Origin of the sequence: Rhizobium phaseoli, assembly GCF_010668805.1 — a bacterium.
Taxonomy (GTDB): domain Bacteria; phylum Pseudomonadota; class Alphaproteobacteria; order Rhizobiales; family Rhizobiaceae; genus Rhizobium; species Rhizobium phaseoli_A.
This window is the reverse complement of the sequence record NZ_WUFT01000010.1, coordinates 203699-221011: the sequence shown is the minus strand read 5'-3', so window position 1 is coordinate 221011 and position 17313 is coordinate 203699. Positions and strand designations below refer to the sequence as shown.

The window sequence follows — 17313 nt, the reverse complement described above, 5'->3', positions numbered from 1 at the left end:
CATTTTTGCGATATGAATCAGGACGCTCGCCGTGATATCCCCACCTGAAACGAGGTGGGCTACCTCGATACGAGGTTAGGCCACCTCGAGATGAGGTTAGGCCACCTCGAGATGAGGTTAGGCCACCTCAAGATGAGGTTAGGTATGGCAGTCGATTTCAGGTTCATCATTATCGGGCGCGGCATGATGGGTGCCGCCGCCGCACGACACCTTTCCTCAATGGCCGACGACGGCATTGCACTGATCGGCCCGCGCGAGCCGGAGCAACGCAAGGCCCATGACGGGCTATTCGCCAGCCATTACGACGAAGCGCGCATCACTCGCACCTTCGACGGCAATCTGGCGTGGGGCAGTTTCGCCGCCCGGGCGCTCGACCGCTATCGGGAAATCGAGGCAAGGAGCGGCGTTTCCTTCTATTCGGAGGTCGGCTGCCTCTTTACCGGTCCGACGCCAAAGGATGAGCAGGATTATATCAACCGGGCGCTAACCGTCAGCCGGTCGCTTGGCAGCGATATCGAGACCATCGCGCCGTCGGACCTTCGCCAACGTTTTTCCTATCTCGCCGTCGATCCTGATTTCACGGGATATTTCGAACGCAAGCGCGCCGGCCACATCAACCCGCGGGCCCTTGTGCGGGCGCAGGCGAGGCTTGCCGAACAGGGCGGTGTTGCGCTGATCGAGGCAACTGCGACATCGGTGCGCGATGTTGGTTCGCATGTCGAGGTGACAGCCGGCGACAGAAGCTACAGCGCCGAGCGCGTGTTGGTCGCCGCCGGCGGTTTCAGCAATTTCCATGCCCTGTTGCCGCGTCCCGTCAATACCAGGGTCCTGGCGCGCACGGTCGCCTTCTATGAGATCGGCGAGCGCGAGATGGCGACCTTTGGTGATATGCCGTCGACGATCGTGCTCGGCGAACGGGAGGAGGACCACATCTACATTCTGCCGCCGGTGCGTTATCCCGACGGCAAGACCTATCTGAAGCTCGGTGGCGACACAGAGGCGCTTTCCTTCGACAGGTTGGAGGATGTCGGCGCGTGGTTCCGTTCAGACGGCAATGCTGCCGAGCGCGATCATCTCTCAGCCATCGCCCTGCAACTGATGCCGGAGCTTGCCGGCTGCCCGGTCACTTCGGCGCCCTGCGTGGCGAATTTCACGCCGACCGGTTATCCCTATGCCGGATATACCCAATCGCCGCGCATCGCGGTGCTCACCGGCGGCAATTTCGTTGCGGCCAAATCCTCCGATGAGCTTGGGCGATTGGGAGCGGTGCTTCTTACGGAAGGGCAGCTTGGCGACGCGGATTTCGGCAGCGAACTCACGCCGGTCTTTGTTTGAGGAAAAATGCGATGACAATCGACTTCAAATATATCGTCGTTGGCCGTGGGCTGATGGGGGCTGCGGCGGCGCGGCATCTGGCCCGCCAAGTGGACGGTGTCGCGGTGATCGGCCCGGACGAACCCGATGATCGCAAGGCGCATCAGGGCGTCTTCGCCAGCCATTACGACGAAGGGCGCATCACCCGCACCATCGATCCTGACCGCAACTGGGCGCTGCTCGCCAACCGGTCGATCGGCCGCTATGGCGAGATCGCCCTTGACAGCGGCATCGACTTTTATCGCGAGGCCGGCTGCGTCGTCGTTGCGCCTGATCGAAGCGATCATCTCGAAAAGACCCGGCAGGCGGCCGTTTCGCTGGACGCCGAAACCAGCCTTCTCGACGCGGCCGGGCTGAAGGCTGCCTTTCCGTTCTTCGCCTTCCCCGATGGCACCGCCGGCGTCTTCGAGCCGAGAGGGGCCGGGCATATCAGTCCGCGCAAGCTGGTGAAGGCGCAGTCGCTGCTGGCTGAAAAGGCAGGTGCTGCCGTCATTCGCGATCATGTCGTCTCGATCCGCAGCGAGGGCGGATCGGCTGTCGTCGAGACCGCAGGCGGCCGGACCTATCGCGGTGAAAAGGTGCTGCTGGCTGCGGGTGGATTTTCCATTGCAGAGAATCTGTTGCCGCGTCCGGTTGCCATGACGGTTTATGGCCGGACCGTCACACTTTTCGAAGTGAGCGAGACCGACGCGGCGGGCCTTGCGACCATGCCGTCGCTCATTCTCAATGTACCCGGCATCCATATCTACCTGCTGCCGCCGATCCGTTATCCCGACGGCAAACTCTACCTGAAGATCGGCGGCGACCCCGACGATCTGGCGCTCGGCGACGAGGCGGCGATGCGGGCCTGGTTCAAAACAGAAGGGCGCGACAGCGTGGGGGTACACCTCAAGCGCATCGTTGACGGTCTCGTGCCCGACATGGTGCCGCTCTCGATTTCCACGGCCGCCTGCGTCGTGTCGCAGACGGCGAGTGGTTACCCGATGATCGGCTACACCTCATCGCCGGAGATCGCGGTGCTGACGGGCTGTGCCGGCACGTCGGCCAAGAGTTCGGACGAAATCGGCCGGCTTGGGGCCGAACTGCTTTTAGCAGGCAGAATCAGCGAACAGGGCTACTCCACGGATTTCACACCGCAATTTCGCTAAGCGATATCGTTTATTTCGATAGCAATTGCCCTCTCTCTCGTTTATGGGAGCCCTGCCAGTTGGCTGGGCAGCCGCGCTTTATCAATGCCGAAAGGCGATAGGGTGAGGAAAGTCCGGGCTCCACGGAAACACGGTGCCGGATAACGTCCGGCGAGGGCGACCTCAGGGAAAGTGCCACAGAAAGCAAACCGCCTGTCATGACAGGTAAGGGTGAAAGGGTGGGGTAAGAGCCCACCGCATCTCCGGCAACGGAAATGGCACGGTAAACCCCACCGGGAGCAAGACCGAATAGGGATGACGTGGCAGGCCGAAAGGCCTTCCGGCCGGTTTCCAGGCCAGTCATCCGGGTGGGTTGCGCGAGGCAGCGTGCGAACGCTGTCCCAGAGGAATGGCTGCCACGTTCCGGTTCACGCCGGAGCCATACAGAACCCGGCTTACAGGCCAACTGGCGATTAACTTTTGTGGCGCGATCAAGCCCCGATTTCAGGAATCAATTTCAGATAAGTTGCTGAAACTGAAAGTTTTCAAGTGGATGCTCATGCAATCCGCCTGTTGAAGATTCTTTTTGCGAAAGCACTGTTGCGCGCCATCGCGGGAGGGTGATCCTAACCCTTTGTTAAACTTAACGGCTTATAAATTTTTGATTATGCGTCCGTTGCAAAGTGGGCGTATCCCATTGACGCCCATATGGTCCCATGCTATCCCAAATGCGCACTGCACCAGGGCAATCACCTGCCCATTCATCGCAAAGCAAAGGCGTCTTCCTCTCCGGAAGCGTCGGAGGGGTTTTTGCTCATCCGGCTTGCGAGGCTGTGCCTGATATCGGGAGTTTCGGGCGTCTTTTGGTCCGGATCCCTGCGGGAGCGGATGTTTCGCGTGATGAGCCGGTTCCTTTCGAATGCGACCAACAGGATCGATGCCAAAGGCAGGGTTTCCGTGCCTTCCTCGTTCCGTTCCGTGCTGGCGCAGCGCAATGTTCAGGAGCTCTATTGCTTCCAGGACTTTGTGTTTCCGGCGATCAGCGTCGGCGGTCCGGATCTTCTCGAAAGATTCGAACGGCAGATTGCTGCGGAGGATCCGTTTTCGCCGGATGCGAACGAGATGTCGCTTCTCATTCATGGAGGCGGGGTCTTCATGAAGCTCGACGCCGAGGGGCGGCTGATGGTCACGGATTTCATTCGCGGCTTTACCGACATCTCGGACGAAGTGACCTTCGTCGGTCGGGCGGATCATTTTCAGCTCTGGCAGCCGCAGGCTTTTGTGGCTGCGCAGGCGCAGGCAAGAGGGGAGCGCAAGCTGGCGGGCAAGCGTTCCTGAAAGAACGAGGGAACGGAATGGTGGCGAATCCTGGCGGAGGTTCAACTGATGCCGGTGGCGGACCGGTTCGTCACATTCCTGTCCTTCTCGATGAAGTGCTTTCAGCGCTGGCGCCGACGCCCGGCAAGCTCATTCTCGACGGTACCTTCGGTGCGGGCGGTTACAGCTCGGCCATCCTTGCTGCGGGTGCCGAGGTGATCGCACTCGACCGCGATCCGACGGCGATTGCATCGGGCCAGGCAATGGTTGCGGCCTATGGTGGCCGTCTCAAGCTTGTTCATTCGCAATTTTCGCATCTTGCCGATCATGCGCCGCAAGGCGGGCTCGATGGCGTCGTGCTTGATATCGGCGTTTCCTCCATGCAGATCGATGAGGCCGAGCGCGGCTTCTCCTTTCAGAAGAATGGACCGCTCGACATGCGCATGTCGGCCGCGGGCGTTTCGGCCGCCGATGTCGTCAATCGCGCCAAGGTCGCCGATCTCATCCGCATTTTCCATTTTCTCGGCGAGGAAAGCCAGTCGCCGCGCATCGCGCATGCAATCGAGAAGCGCCGCGAGGAAAAGCCGTTTGAGACCACGCGCGATCTTGCCGGTCTCATCGAGCTGGTCACGCCACGCAAGATGAAGGACAAGATCCATCCGGCAACGCGCGTCTTCCAAGCCTTGCGCATCTTCGTCAACGATGAGCTCGGCGAACTGGCGCAGGCGCTGTTTGCGGCTGAGGCAGCGCTGAAGCCGGGCGGGCGGCTCGTCGTCGTCACCTTTCATTCGCTCGAAGACCGCATCGTCAAGAAATTCTTCTCCGACCGTGCCGGCAAGGCGGTGGGGTCGCGGCATCTGCCGGTCGCGCATGAGCGGGCGGCAACCTTTGCGGCGATCGGCAAGCCGATGGTTTCGGCAAGCGAGGCGGAGGCGGAGATCAATCCGCGCGCCCGCTCCGCCAAACTGCGCGCCGGACTGAGGACGGAGGCTGCGGCCGAGGCCGCGGATATGTCGCTCTTTGGGTTTCCCAATCTCGCCAGTCTCGGAAAGCTTGGAGGTTGATATGTTGAAAACGTTCGATCTCGTGCTCATCGGCGTCATGACGGCCACCGCCGCCGTCACCTATACGATCAAGCATCGCGCCGAATTGAAGCTAGAGGAGGTTCATCGCCTCGAAGCGGAGATCAAGCTCGAAGAGGATACCATCGACCTTCTCAAGGCCGACTGGGCGCTGCAATCGCAGCCGAACCGTCTGGAACGGTTGGTCAAAGCCTATGATGACGAATTGCAGCTGCAGCCGACGCAGTCGACGGCGCTGGTGCATGCCAAGGAATTGCCGATGCTGAAATCCGAGGTTCCCGTGCCGGATGTGACCGAGGCCAAGGCCAGCGCCAAGAGCGCGACCGAGGCCAGCGCCAAGAGCGCGACCGAGGCTAACGCCAAGGGCGCAGCCCTGGCCGGGGCGACCGTCACGACGAAGGCGCAGCCTGTTCCCAAGCCCGCGCCGCGCGCCGCGGAGGAGGATGAAGCAGACGAGATCGAAACGGGGTCGGTGGAATAATGTCGTTTCTTTCCCGCATCATGGTCTTGAAGAGCCAGGCGCATTTCTCCGCCGGCGTCTATAACAGGTTCGGCGGTCCTTCCCCCGCCGGCCTGGCGATCGAAGGATCGCGCAAGAAGAAGTCAGGGCAGGCTAAAAGCCGCGTTGGCCTGCTGATCCTCGGCTTCATGGGTGTCTACGTCATTATCGGCGGCCGTCTCGTCGAATATGCAATGAAGGATCAGGAGGTCGTCTCCAGCATTCTACCACCCGATCGGCTGATGGCCTCGCGCCCCGACATTCTCGATCGCAACGGCGAGGTGCTGGCGACCGACATCCGCACTGTCTCGCTGTTTGCCGAGCCCAACAAGATCGTCGATGCCGACGAAGCGGTCGAGAAGCTGGCGACGGTGCTGCCCGAACTCGACGTCAGGGACACCTATAAAAAGCTCTCGGCGAAGACCTCGCATTTCGCCTGGTTACGCCGGCAGTTGACGCCGAAGCAGCAGAGCCAGATCCTGGCCCTCGGTATTCCCGGCATCGGCTTCCGGCCGGAGAAGCGCCGGTTCTATCCGGGCGGCTCTACCGCCGCGCATATCCTCGGCTACGTCAACATCGACAATCGTGGCGTCGCCGGGATGGAGAAATATATCGACGACCAGGGGCTCGCCGACCTCGCCTCGGTCGGCATGACCAGCGACCAGCCTCTCGAGCCGGTGCGGCTTTCGATCGACCTGCGCGTCCAGAACATCGTCCGGGACGCCGTCGTCAACGCCGTCAACAACTTTCAGTCCAAGGGCGCCGGTGCCGCTGTTATCGACGTGCATACCGGGGAAGTGCTGGCGATGGCCTCGGCGCCGGATTTCGATCCGAACGATCCGCAGCAAGGGGCCAAGGAAGGTTGGCTCAACCGGATGACCAACGGCACCTTCGAAATGGGATCGACCTTCAAGACCTTTTCGCTGGCGATGGCGCTCGACAGCGGCAAGGTCAAGATGACCGACAGTTTCGATGCCAGCAAATCGATCTATATCGGCGGCTTCACCATCCACGATTTCCACGGGCAGCGCCGCTGGCTGACTGTGCCCGAGATTTTCCAGTACTCTTCGAACATCGGCACGGCGCGCGTCATCGACATTGTCGGCATCGATGCGCAGAAGGATTATCTGACCAAGTTCGGCCTCTTGACGAAGATGCAGACCGAGCTGCCTGAGGTGAAGATGCCGAGCCAGCCGCGCGTCTGGAAGAAGATCAATTCTATCACGATTTCCTTCGGCCACGGTGTCTCGACGACGGCGCTGCAGACAGGGGTGGCGGCGGCGGCCCTCGTCAACGGCGGCAAGCTGATCGAGCCGACATTCCTGCCGCGCAGCCGCGAGCAGGCCGATGAGATCGCCACGCAGGTGATCAAGAAGACGACCAGCGACGAAATTCGCTATCTGCTCGATTTCAACGGATACAAGGGATCGGGGCGCGTCGCCCGCGTGCCGGGCTTTGCGGTCGGCAGCAAGACCGGTACGGCCGACAAGGTGGTGAACGGTCGTTATTCGGCAACGCTGAACTTCAATTCCTTCATTGCCGCATTCCCGATCAATGATCCGAGATATGCCGTGATCACCTTCTGCGATGAGCCGAAAACCGGCGAGAAGGCCTATGGCGGAACGATCTCCGCCGGTACCGCAGGCCCGATCGCCCGCGAGATCATCAGCCGTGCTGCCCCCATTCTCGGCATCGAGCCGAAATTCGGGGAGGGCGGATCGGCCTTGCTGGTGTCTTATTGAGTGTGAATGAATATCGGCGCCGATTCGCGAGGGGTGAACCGGTTTCAAGAGAGAAAAGTGCATTCGATGAAATTGCGAGACCTGGCCGGAGATCAGTTTCCGGAACTTGAAGCACAGCTCGAAGGCCCGGCAGGCTTGCTTGACATTTCAGGCCTGTCTTCGGACAGCCGCCATGTGGCGCCGGGCAATGCCTTCTTCGCTGTTGCCGGCACCAAGGCGGACGGCGCGGGCTTCATCGCCGATGCCGCCGGCCGGGGCGCTGCCGTCGCGATCGCCGCGCAAGCCATTGATGCCTCCATCCCGGTGCTTGCGGTCAAAGAGCCGCGCCGTTTCCTTTCAATCGCGGCTTCGCGCTTCTTCGGCCGGCAGCCCGACACTATGGTTGCCGTCACCGGCACCGCGGGTAAAACCTCCGTCGCCTCCTTCACCCGGCAGATCTGGGCGCATGCGGGTCATGCGGCGGCAATGATCGGCACGACCGGTGTCGTCTCGCCGACGCGCAACGAATATGGTTCGCTGACGACGCCCGATCCGGTGTCGCTGCACAAGCTGCTGGCCGAACTTGCCGACGAAGGTGTCACGCATGCGGCGATGGAGGCTTCAAGCCACGGTCTCGATCAATGCCGGCTCGACGGCGTCAAGCTTGCAGCGGCCGCCTTCACCAATCTCGGCCGCGACCACATGGATTATCATCCAACCGTTGAAGACTATATGGCCGCCAAGATGCGGCTTTTCGATGTGCTGCTGCCGAAGGGGTCGCCGGCGGTGATCTTCGCCGATGATCCGTGGTCGGCGCAGGCGATCAAGGCTGCGACCGATGCCGGTCACGATGTTCGCACTGTCGGGCGCAAGGGCGATTACCTCTCGTTGAAACGCGTCGAGCATTTCCGCCACAAACAGACCGCCGAGATCCATATCGACGGTGAGATCTTCGAGGTGGACATTCCGCTGGCCGGCGATTTTCAGGTCGCCAACGCGCTGGTCGCGGCAGGGCTCGCCATGTCGACCGGCGTTGCGGCGAAGGTTGCGATGGCTGCACTCGAGAAGCTCGTCGGCGCGTCCGGCCGTCTGGAACTGGTCGGCCATACAAAAGACGGCGCTCTCGCCTATGTCGACTACGCCCACAAGCCGGATGCGCTGGAAAACGTGCTAGGTTCGGTCAGGCCCTTCACCACGGGTCGCGTCGTTGTCGTCTTCGGCTGCGGCGGCGACCGTGATCGAGGCAAACGGCCAATCATGGGCGAAATCGCCTGCCGGCTTGCCGACGTCGTCATCGTCACCGACGACAATCCGCGCTCGGAGGAGCCGGCCTCGATCCGGGCGGAGATCATGGCGGCAGCGTCTAGTGCCTCGGAAATCGCCGATCGCGCCACGGCGATCCGCGAGGCTGTGGGCATGCTGAAATCCGGCGATACGCTGATCGTTGCCGGCAAGGGGCATGAGGAGGGGCAGACGATCGGAAGCGTCACATTGCCGTTCTCCGATCATGCGGAGGTGCGCAAGGCCTTGGAGGAACTGCAATCTTGAGCTGGCTCTGGACGACCGAAGATATGATCGCAGCGATGGCGGGGCGCCCCTTCGGCACCCTGCCCGAAGGCATCACCGGCATTTCCATCGACAGCCGCTCGATTGCTCCAGGCGAGGCCTTCTTCGCGATCAAGGGCGACCGTGTCGATGGTCACGACTACGCTTCGATGGCGGTGGCAAACGGCGCCTCCCTTCTCGTCGTCAGTGAGGCGAGGCTTCCCGCCATGGGCCGCCTGACGGTGCCGATGATCGTCGTGGAAGACGTGCTCGCCGCACTCGGCCGGCTCGGCCTTGCCTCGCGCCGGCGCTCCAAGGCCCGGATCATCGCGGTGACGGGATCCGTGGGAAAGACGACCACCAAGGAAATGCTGCGGCACGTGCTGTCGCCCTCCGGCAAGGTGCATGCTTCCGTCGCTTCCTTCAACAATCATTGGGGCGTGCCGCTGACGCTGGCGCGCATGCCTGAGGATACGGATTACGGTGTCTTCGAAGTCGGAATGAACCATCCCGGCGAGATCCGGCCGCTGGTAACAATGATCCGTCCCGATGTCGCCATCGTCACCACGATCGCGCCGGCCCATCTCGGCAATTTCAAGAACATCAAGGAGATCGCCGCCGCCAAAGCGGAGATCTTCGAGGGGCTGGAACCGGGGGGCCATGTCGTGCTCAACCGCGACAACGACCAGTTCAACTTCCTCGACCGAACGGCACAGTCGCTCGGCATCGAGCATATTCATTCCTTCGGCCAGCATGCCAAGGCCGAATTCCGCCTCGCCGAATTCAACGGCGCCGACGAGAATTCGACGCTGTGGCTGACGATCGGCGGCGAAACGCTGGAGGTCGCGATCGGCGCGCCCGGCCGCCATATCGCCGAGAATGCGCTTGCAGCGCTCGGGGTCGTCAGGATCGTCGGCGCCGACATGGAAAAGGCGATCGCAGCGCTGGCGACGCTGAAGCCGGAAAAGGGCAGGGGCAAGCGCCACCGGCTTTCGATCGGCAGCGGCAGCTTCACGCTGATCGACGAAAGCTACAACGCCAATCCGGCTTCGATGCGGGCGGCGATCGCACTGCTGGCGGCCTCCGAGCCGACCGGCCGCGGACGCCGTATCGCCGTGCTGGGCGACATGCTTGAAATGGGCGAGTATGCGCAGAAGGTCCATACCGATCTCGCAGTACCGGTGCTTGCGGCCGGCATCGAACATATCTGGCTCGCAGGAGCAGAAATGGCTGCGCTCAAGGAATCGCTGCCGGAAAGCGTCCATGTCGAATATCGCGAGAACACTGGCGAATTGACGGATTATGTATTGAACTCGGTCGCACCAGGCGACGTGTTGATGGTGAAATCGTCTCTGGGCATCGGTTTCGGCAAGATCGTCGCCGCGCTCCTTGACAAGTTCCCGCCATTTTCCGACACGCAACGCGAATTTTGATCGGGTAAACAAGGGGCCCTGAATGCTGATCTGGCTTGTCGAACTGTCGGAATATTTCAAATTTCTGAACCTGTTCAGATATATTACCTTCCGTACGGGCGCTGCTCTCTTCACCTCAGCCCTGATCGTCTTCCTGTTCGGGCCGACGATCATCAATTCGCTACGCATCCGGCAAGGCAAGGGCCAGCCGATCCGCGCCGACGGGCCGCAGACGCATTTCAAGAAGGCCGGCACGCCGACCATGGGCGGGCTGATGATCCTTGCCGGCATCGTCGGCGCCTCGCTGCTCTGGGCCGATCTTTCCAACGTCTATGTCGTCGCCACGCTGCTGGTGACGCTCGGCTTCGGCGCGATCGGCTTCTACGACGATTATCTCAAGGTGACGAAGCAGAGCCATATGGGCTTTTCCGGCAAGGCGCGTCTCGGCATTGAGTTCGTCATCGCCGGCATTGCCGTTTATTTCATGATGCGCACCGCCCTTGCCTCGGGCGTTGCCGGTTCGACCTTCGGTTCTTCGATCGCCTTCCCTTTCTTCAAGGACTTCATGATCAATATCGGCATCATGTTCGTCGTCTTCGGCGGCTTTGTCATCGTCGGCGCCGGCAATGCCGTCAACCTGACTGATGGCCTCGACGGGCTTGCTATCGTGCCTGTGATGATCGCTGCCGCCTCCTTCGGCGTCATCGCCTACCTCGCCGGCAATGTGGTGTTTGCGAACTACCTGCAGATCAATTTCGTGCCCGGCACCGGCGAACTCGCCGTTGTCCTTGGCGCTGTCATCGGCGCCGGTCTCGGCTTTCTCTGGTTCAATGCGCCGCCGGCCGCCATCTTCATGGGCGACACCGGTTCGCTCGCACTCGGCGGCACGATCGGCACCGTTGCCGTCGCCACCAAACATGAGATCGTCATGGCGATCATCGGCGGCCTCTTCGTCATCGAGACGCTCTCGGTGATCATCCAGGTCGGCTTCTTCAAGATGACCGGCCGGCGCGTCTTCCTGATGGCGCCGATCCATCATCACTTCGAGAAGAAGGGCTGGACCGAGAGCCAGGTGGTGATCCGCTTCTGGATCATCGCCGTCGGCCTTGCCATGCTCGGCCTCTCGACGCTGAAACTGCGGTGAGCCAGCGATGATCCCGGTCACGACGCTCAAGGACAGGAAGGTCGCGCTCTTCGGGCTCGGCGGCTCCGGCTTTGCCACCGCGCGGGCGCTGGTCTCAGGCGGCGCCGAGGTGACCGCCTGGGACGACAATCCGGACAGCGTCGCCAAGGCTGCAGCGGAAGGCATCCGGACGGAGGACCTGCACACCATCGACTGGAGCCGGCAGGCGCTGTTTGTGCTGTCGCCCGGCGTGCCGCTCACTCATCCGAAGCCGCACTGGACCGTCGATCTTGCGCGCGCCGCCGGCGTCGATATCGTCGGCGACGTCGAGCTCTTCGTGCGCGAGCGTCGCGCCCATGCGCCTGATTGCCCGTTCATTGCCATCACGGGCACCAACGGCAAGTCGACGACGACAGCATTGATCGCCCATATCCTGAAATCATCAGGCTACGATACGCAGCTCGGCGGCAATATCGGCACGGCGGTCTTGACCCTCGATCCGCCGAAGGCTGAGCGCTATTACGTCGTCGAATGCTCTTCTTATCAGATCGATCTGGCGCCGACGCTGAACCCGTCCGCCGGCATCCTGCTCAACCTGACGCCCGATCATCTCGACCGTCACGGCACGATGCAGCATTATGCCGATATCAAGGAACGGCTGGTTGCCGGCAGCGATGTCGCGATCGTCGGCGTCGACGATAGTCATTCGGCGCTGATTGCCGACCGCGTCGAGCGGGCGGATGTCAAGGTAGTCCGCATTTCGCGCCGCAGCGTGGTGGCATCAGGCATTTATGCCGAGGGCACCAGGCTCATTCAGGCCGTCGGCGGCGCCATGCTTCCCTTCGCCGATCTCGACGGCATTCAGACGCTGCGCGGCAGCCATAATGCGCAGAACGCCGCCGCCGCTGTCGCCGCCTGCCTTGCCGTCGGAGTTTCCGCTGACGATATTCGCACCGGCCTTGCTTCGTTTCCCGGCCTCAAGCATCGCATGCAGCCCGTGGGGCAGCGTGGGCGCGTCGTTTTCGTCAATGATTCCAAAGCAACCAATGCCGATGCTGCAGCGCCGGCCCTGTCGAGCTATGATCGCATCTACTGGATCGCCGGCGGCCTGCCGAAGGCTGGGGGCATTACAACGCTCGCTCCTTATTTCCCGCGCATCGCCAAGGCCTATCTGATCGGCGAGGCGGCGGCGGAGTTCGCTGCGACGCTCGGCGAGGTCGTGCCCTACGAGATCTCCGGCACGCTGGAGCGTGCGGTCGCGCATGCGGCAGCCGATGCCGAGCGCGACGAGAGCAGCGCGTCGGCCGTGATGTTATCCCCGGCTTGCGCAAGCTTCGATCAGTATAAGAATTTCGAAGTCAGGGGCGATGCCTTCGTCGGCCACGTCGCAGCGCTTGACGGAATTGCGATGCTGATCGGTTCGGCAACAGGAGAGAATTGACATGGTAAGCCGCGCGGAACGTGGGCCTCTGGCCGATTGGTTCTGGACCATCGACCGCTTCTTCCTGGCGATGTTCATCTTCCTGATGGGCATCGGTTTCATGTTGTCTTTCGCGGCATCTCCGGCTGTCGCCGAGCGCATCGGGCTCGAGCCCTTCCATTTCGTCAAGCGCCATGCAGCCTTCATGATCCCTTCGATCTCCGTCATGCTCGGGCTGTCGTTCCTGACGCCCCGCCAGGTGCGGCGAACGGCGATCCTGCTGTTGATCATCTCGATTGCCATGATGGTGCTGGTGCTGTTCGTCGGGCAGGAGGTCAAAGGCGGCAGGCGCTGGATCTGGATCGCCGGCCTTTCCATCCAGCCGTCGGAATTCATGAAGCCCGCCTTCGTCGTGGTTTGCGCCTGGCTGTTTGCCGAACATGCGCGCCAGCCTGAAATTCCCGGCAATCTCTTCGCCATCATCCTGTTTGCCATCGTCGCCGCCCTGCTCGTCGCGCAGCCCGACCTCGGCCAGACCATCCTGACGACGGCCGTCTGGGGCGGGATGTTCTTCATGGCAGGCATGCCGTGGATATGGATCATGCTGCTTGGCATCGGCGGCGCTGGCGGCCTTCTCAGCGCCTATTACGTCTTCCCGCACGTTGCGCTGCGAATAGACAAGTTCATGACCGGCGAGGGCGATACGTTCCAGATCGACACCGCGCGCGAGGCGATCATCCGCGGCAGCTGGTTCGGCCAGGGACCAGGCGAGGGTATCGTCAAACGGATCATCCCGGATGCGCATACCGATTTCATCTTCTCGGTCGCGGCCGAGGAATTCGGCATCGTCTTCTGCATAGCGCTGGTTGCGCTGTTCACCGTGCTGGTGCTGCGCGGCCTCTCGCATGCCTATCGCGAGCGCAACGACTTCAACCGCTTCGCCGTTGCCGGCCTGGTGCTGCAGATGGGCATCCAGTCGATCATCAATATCGGGGTCAACCTCGAGCTGTTGCCGGCAAAGGGCATGACGTTGCCGCTGATTTCCTACGGCGGCTCGTCCATGGTGGCGATCTGCGTCACCGCCGGCTTCATTCTGGCGCTGACGCGCCATCGACCGGAAAAACGCGCGCAGGACCGGAGCCTTTTCCGCGTCCCGCACGGCATGCCGGCGGAGTAACAGGTCATGAGCAAAGGCATCGTGCTGCTTGCCGCGGGGGGAACCGGCGGCCATGTGTTCCCAGCGGAGGCGCTGGCCTTCAAGCTGAAGGAGCGCGGCTACGCGGTGCATCTCGTCACGGACAGCCGGGCCGAGCGTTATGCCGGCAAGTTTCCGGCCGAGGAGATCCATGTCGTGCCGTCGGCGACGATCGGCTCGAAGAACCCGGTTGCCGTCGCCCGCTCACTGTGGACGCTCTGGAGCGGTATGCGGGCGGCAAAGAAGCTGATCCAGCGGCTGCGGCCGGTTATTGTCGTTGGTTTTGGCGGTTATCCGACGGTGCCGCCGCTGCTTGCCGCCACGAGGCTCGGTATTCCCGCGATGATCCACGAGCAGAATGCCGTGATGGGCCGCGCCAACAAGGCATTGGCGACGCGCGTGCAGGGTATCGCCGGCGGTTTCCTGCCGGAGGGGGGCGGCGCCTTCCCGGACAAGACGGTGACGACGGGCAATCCTGTCCGCCCGGCGATCATCGCCGCCGCCGAGGTGCCTTACACGCCTTCGCATCCCGGCGAAGCCTTCAATCTCGTCGTCTTCGGCGGCAGCCAGGGCGCGCAATATTTTTCCAAGGCGCTGCCGACGGCGATCAGCCTGCTCGACGACGCGCTTCGCGTGCGCCTGCGCATCACCCAGCAGGTGCGCCCCGAGGATATGGAGATGGTCGGCGGCTGCGTCGCCAAGCTGGAGATGGGCGCCGATATCGCCCCCTTCTTCACCGACATGGCCGAAAGGCTGGCAAGAGCGCATCTCGTTATCTGCCGTTCGGGTGCCTCGACGGTTTCGGAAATCTCGGTCATCGGCCGGCCTGCCGTGCTGGTGCCTTACCCGCACGCCCTCGATCACGACCAGGCGGCGAACGCGGCAGCACTGGCTGCGACCGGCGGGGCCAAGGTAATCGCCCAGTCCGAGCTTTCGCCGGAGAAGATCGCGGCGATACTGACGGCTGTGATGAACGATCCGGAAAAGCTTTCGCACATGGCAGCGGCGGCGAAGCTGGCCGGGAAACCCGATGCCGCGAACTTGCTTGCCGACATGGTTGAGGCTATTGCCGCCGGACGGACAATTGCGGAATTGAAGAGGACACGCGCATGAAACTGCCGAAGGCGATCGGTCTCGTTCATTTCATCGGCATCGGCGGTATCGGCATGAGCGGCATTGCCGAGGTGCTGCACAATCTCGGCCACAAGGTGCAGGGATCTGACCAGGCCGACAGCGCCAATGTCCAGCGACTGCGCGACAAGGGCATCGAAGTGTTCGTCGGCCACCGGGCCGAAAATCTGGGCGAAGCCGAAGTCGTCGTCGTTTCGACGGCGATCAAGAAGAGCAATCCGGAACTCATCGCCGCGCGCGAAAAGCTGCTGCCGGTGGTGCGCCGCGCCGAAATGCTTGCCGAGTTGATGCGTTTCCGCAATGCGATCGCCATCGGCGGCACGCATGGCAAGACGACGACCACCTCGCTGGTCGCCACCCTGCTCGAAGCCGGCGGGCTCGACCCGACCGTGATCAACGGCGGCATTATTAACGCCTACGGGACCAATGCCCGCATGGGCGAGGGCGAGTGGATGGTGGTCGAGGCCGACGAATCGGACGGCACCTTCCTGAAGCTTCCCGCCGATGTCGCCGTCATCACCAATATCGATCCGGAACATCTCGACCATTACGGCAATTTCGATGCCGTGCGCGCCGCCTTCCGGCAGTTCGTCGAGAACGTGCCGTTTTACGGCTTCGGCGTCATGTGCCTCGACCATCCCGAGGTGCAGTCGCTGGTTGGCCGCATCGAGGATCGCAAGATCATCACCTATGGCGAGAACCCGCAGGCCGACGTGCGCTTCACGAATGTGCGCATCGACGGCACGCGGTCGATCTTCGACGTCGAAATCCGCCGCCGCCGCACCGGCCAGGTGATCGATCTCAAGGGGCTGGTCATGCCGATGCCCGGGCGGCATAATATTTCCAATGCGACGGCTGCAATCGCCGTGGCCAACCGGCTCGGCATATCGAACGCCGATATCGCCAAGGGGCTTGCCTCCTTCGGCGGCGTCAAGCGCCGTTTCACGCTGACCGGCGAATGGAACGGGGTGCAGGTCTTCGACGATTACGGCCACCATCCCGTCGAGATCAAGGCGGTGCTGCGCGCTGCCCGCGAGTCCTGCAAGGGGCGGGTGATCGCGGTCCACCAGCCGCACCGCTATAGCCGCCTTGCGAGCCTGTTCGAGGAATTCGCCGCCTGCTTCAACGATGCCGACAGCATTTTCCTCGCGCCGGTCTATGCGGCGGGCGAAGATCCGATCGCGGGTATCGATTCCGTTTCGCTGGTCTCGCGCATCAAATCCGGCGGCCATCGCGACGCCCGTTTTCTCACCTCGGCGGAGCTTCTGCCGCAGATGGTTGCGGAGGTTGCAAAGCCTGGCGATTTCGTGGTTCTGTTGGGGGCTGGCAGCATCACATCCTGGGCGGCCGCGCTGCCCAAGCAACTGGAAGGTCTATCGGGAAAGTCCGTATGAAACAGGTGAATGGGGAAAAGCTTCTCGCGTCTCTCGGAGACGGTGTAAAGGATATCCGCGGGCGCATCACGCCGGATGCCCCCATGGACCGCGTCACCTGGTTCAGGGCAGGCGGCCTCGCCGAGCTGATGTTCCAGCCGCATGACATCGACGATCTCATCGCCTTCCTGAAGATACTGCCGGAAGAGGTGCCGCTGACGGTGATCGGCGTCGGCTCCAACATCCTGGTGCGTGACGGCGGCATTCCCGGCGTCGTGCTGCGCCTGTCCGCCAAGGGCTTCGGCTTTGTCGAGCTTGCCGGCGAAAACCGCATTCTTGCCGGCAGCATCTGCCCCGATAAACATGTGGCCGCGATGGCGATGGATAATGGTATCGGTGGCTTTCATTTCTTCTACGGTATTCCAGGCAGCATCGGCGGCGCGGCGCGCATGAATGCCGGGGCAAATGGCGTGGAGACCCGCGAGCGGCTGATCGAGGTCAACGCCGTCGACCGCAAGGGCAACAAGCATGTGCTGTCCAATGCCGAGATGGGTTATTCCTATCGTCATTCGACCGCGTCCAGCGAGCTGATCTTCACCTCGGTGCTGTTCGAAGGTTATCCGGAAGAGCGCGCCCAGATCCGCGCCGAGATGGACGCCGTGCGCAATCACCGCGAGACGGTGCAGCCGGTGCGCGAAAAGACCGGCGGCTCGACCTTCAAGAACCCGGAGGGGCATTCGGCCTGGAAACTGGTCGACGAGGCAGGCTGCCGCGGCCTCGTCATCGGCGGAGCGCAGATGTCGTCGCTTCACTGCAACTTCATGATCAACATGGGGCAGGCGACCGGCTACGATCTCGAATATCTCGGCGAACAAGTACGCCGCGAGGTCTTCGAGAAAGAGGGTATCAAGCTCGAATGGGAAATCAAGCGCCTCGGTGTCTTCATGCCCGGCCGCGAAGTGCGCCCGTTCCATGGCGTCACCAGCGAATAATT

14 protein-coding genes and 1 other RNA gene are annotated in these 17313 nt (G+C 62.2%); all 15 read left to right on the top strand.

The features are described 5' to 3' along the window. Positions 1-144 precede the first annotated feature (144 nt). The 15 genes from GR197_RS17615 (at position 145) to murB (ending at position 17311) form a co-directional block, all read left to right on the top strand. On the top strand, positions 145-1335 hold the full coding sequence (locus tag GR197_RS17615; RefSeq protein ID WP_164011726.1) for an NAD(P)/FAD-dependent oxidoreductase: 1191 nt from the start codon (positions 145-147) through the stop codon (positions 1333-1335). Between the two features lie 11 nt (positions 1336-1346). After that, the gene (locus GR197_RS17610; protein WP_164011724.1) at positions 1347-2522 is read left to right on the top strand and encodes an NAD(P)/FAD-dependent oxidoreductase; all 1176 of its coding nucleotides are present in this window, start codon (positions 1347-1349) and stop codon (positions 2520-2522) included. 55 nt (positions 2523-2577) lie between these two features. Further along, positions 2578-2975, top strand: an RNA gene (gene rnpB, locus GR197_RS17605) — RNase P RNA component class A. A 426-nt stretch (positions 2976-3401) separates the two neighbouring features. Then, complete coding sequence (gene mraZ, locus GR197_RS17600; protein WP_246724606.1) at positions 3402-3839, top strand: division/cell wall cluster transcriptional repressor MraZ; 438 nt, start codon at positions 3402-3404, stop codon at positions 3837-3839. Positions 3840-3856: 17 nt separating this feature from the next. Next, positions 3857-4882 (top strand): 16S rRNA (cytosine(1402)-N(4))-methyltransferase RsmH, encoded by a 1026-nt coding sequence (gene rsmH, locus GR197_RS17595; RefSeq protein WP_164011721.1) that lies wholly within the window; start codon positions 3857-3859, stop codon positions 4880-4882. A 1-nt stretch (position 4883) separates the two neighbouring features. Next, positions 4884-5381, top strand: coding sequence for a cell division protein FtsL (gene ftsL / locus GR197_RS17590; protein WP_164011720.1), 498 nt, complete (start codon positions 4884-4886; stop codon positions 5379-5381). Then, complete coding sequence (locus tag GR197_RS17585; RefSeq protein WP_164011719.1) at positions 5381-7141, top strand: peptidoglycan D,D-transpeptidase FtsI family protein; 1761 nt, start codon at positions 5381-5383, stop codon at positions 7139-7141. The genes ftsL and GR197_RS17585 overlap by 1 nt, the downstream gene beginning before the upstream one ends. 6 nt (positions 7142-7147) lie before the next feature. Further along, the gene (locus GR197_RS17580; protein WP_164011718.1) at positions 7148-8668 is read left to right on the top strand and encodes a UDP-N-acetylmuramoyl-L-alanyl-D-glutamate--2,6-diaminopimelate ligase; all 1521 of its coding nucleotides are present in this window, start codon (positions 7148-7150) and stop codon (positions 8666-8668) included. Continuing rightward, entirely contained in the window at positions 8665-10098 is a 1434-nt protein-coding gene (locus GR197_RS17575) for a UDP-N-acetylmuramoylalanyl-D-glutamyl-2,6-diaminopimelate--D-alanyl-D-alanine ligase (RefSeq protein WP_164011717.1), read from the top strand. Before GR197_RS17580 ends, GR197_RS17575 begins: the two co-directional genes overlap by 4 nt. A 22-nt stretch (positions 10099-10120) precedes the next feature. After that, on the top strand, positions 10121-11221 hold the full coding sequence (mraY, locus tag GR197_RS17570) for a phospho-N-acetylmuramoyl-pentapeptide-transferase (protein ID WP_164011715.1): 1101 nt from the start codon (positions 10121-10123) through the stop codon (positions 11219-11221). Between the two features lie 7 nt (positions 11222-11228). Beyond that, complete coding sequence (gene murD, locus GR197_RS17565; RefSeq protein ID WP_164011713.1) at positions 11229-12641, top strand: UDP-N-acetylmuramoyl-L-alanine--D-glutamate ligase; 1413 nt, start codon at positions 11229-11231, stop codon at positions 12639-12641. Position 12642: 1 nt separating this feature from the next. Continuing rightward, positions 12643-13797: a putative lipid II flippase FtsW gene (gene ftsW / locus GR197_RS17560; RefSeq protein WP_164011711.1), complete on the top strand. Its 1155-nt coding sequence runs from the start codon at positions 12643-12645 to the stop codon at positions 13795-13797. A 6-nt stretch (positions 13798-13803) separates the two neighbouring features. After that, positions 13804-14928, top strand: coding sequence for an undecaprenyldiphospho-muramoylpentapeptide beta-N-acetylglucosaminyltransferase (murG, locus tag GR197_RS17555; RefSeq protein WP_164011708.1), 1125 nt, complete (start codon positions 13804-13806; stop codon positions 14926-14928). After that, the gene (gene murC, locus GR197_RS17550) at positions 14925-16340 is read left to right on the top strand and encodes a UDP-N-acetylmuramate--L-alanine ligase (RefSeq protein ID WP_164011707.1); all 1416 of its coding nucleotides are present in this window, start codon (positions 14925-14927) and stop codon (positions 16338-16340) included. Before murG ends, murC begins: the two co-directional genes overlap by 4 nt. Further along, a complete protein-coding gene (murB, locus tag GR197_RS17545; RefSeq protein ID WP_164011706.1) occupies positions 16337-17311 on the top strand; it encodes a UDP-N-acetylmuramate dehydrogenase in 975 nt (324 codons plus the stop codon). Before murC ends, murB begins: the two co-directional genes overlap by 4 nt. Positions 17312-17313 lie beyond the last annotated feature (2 nt).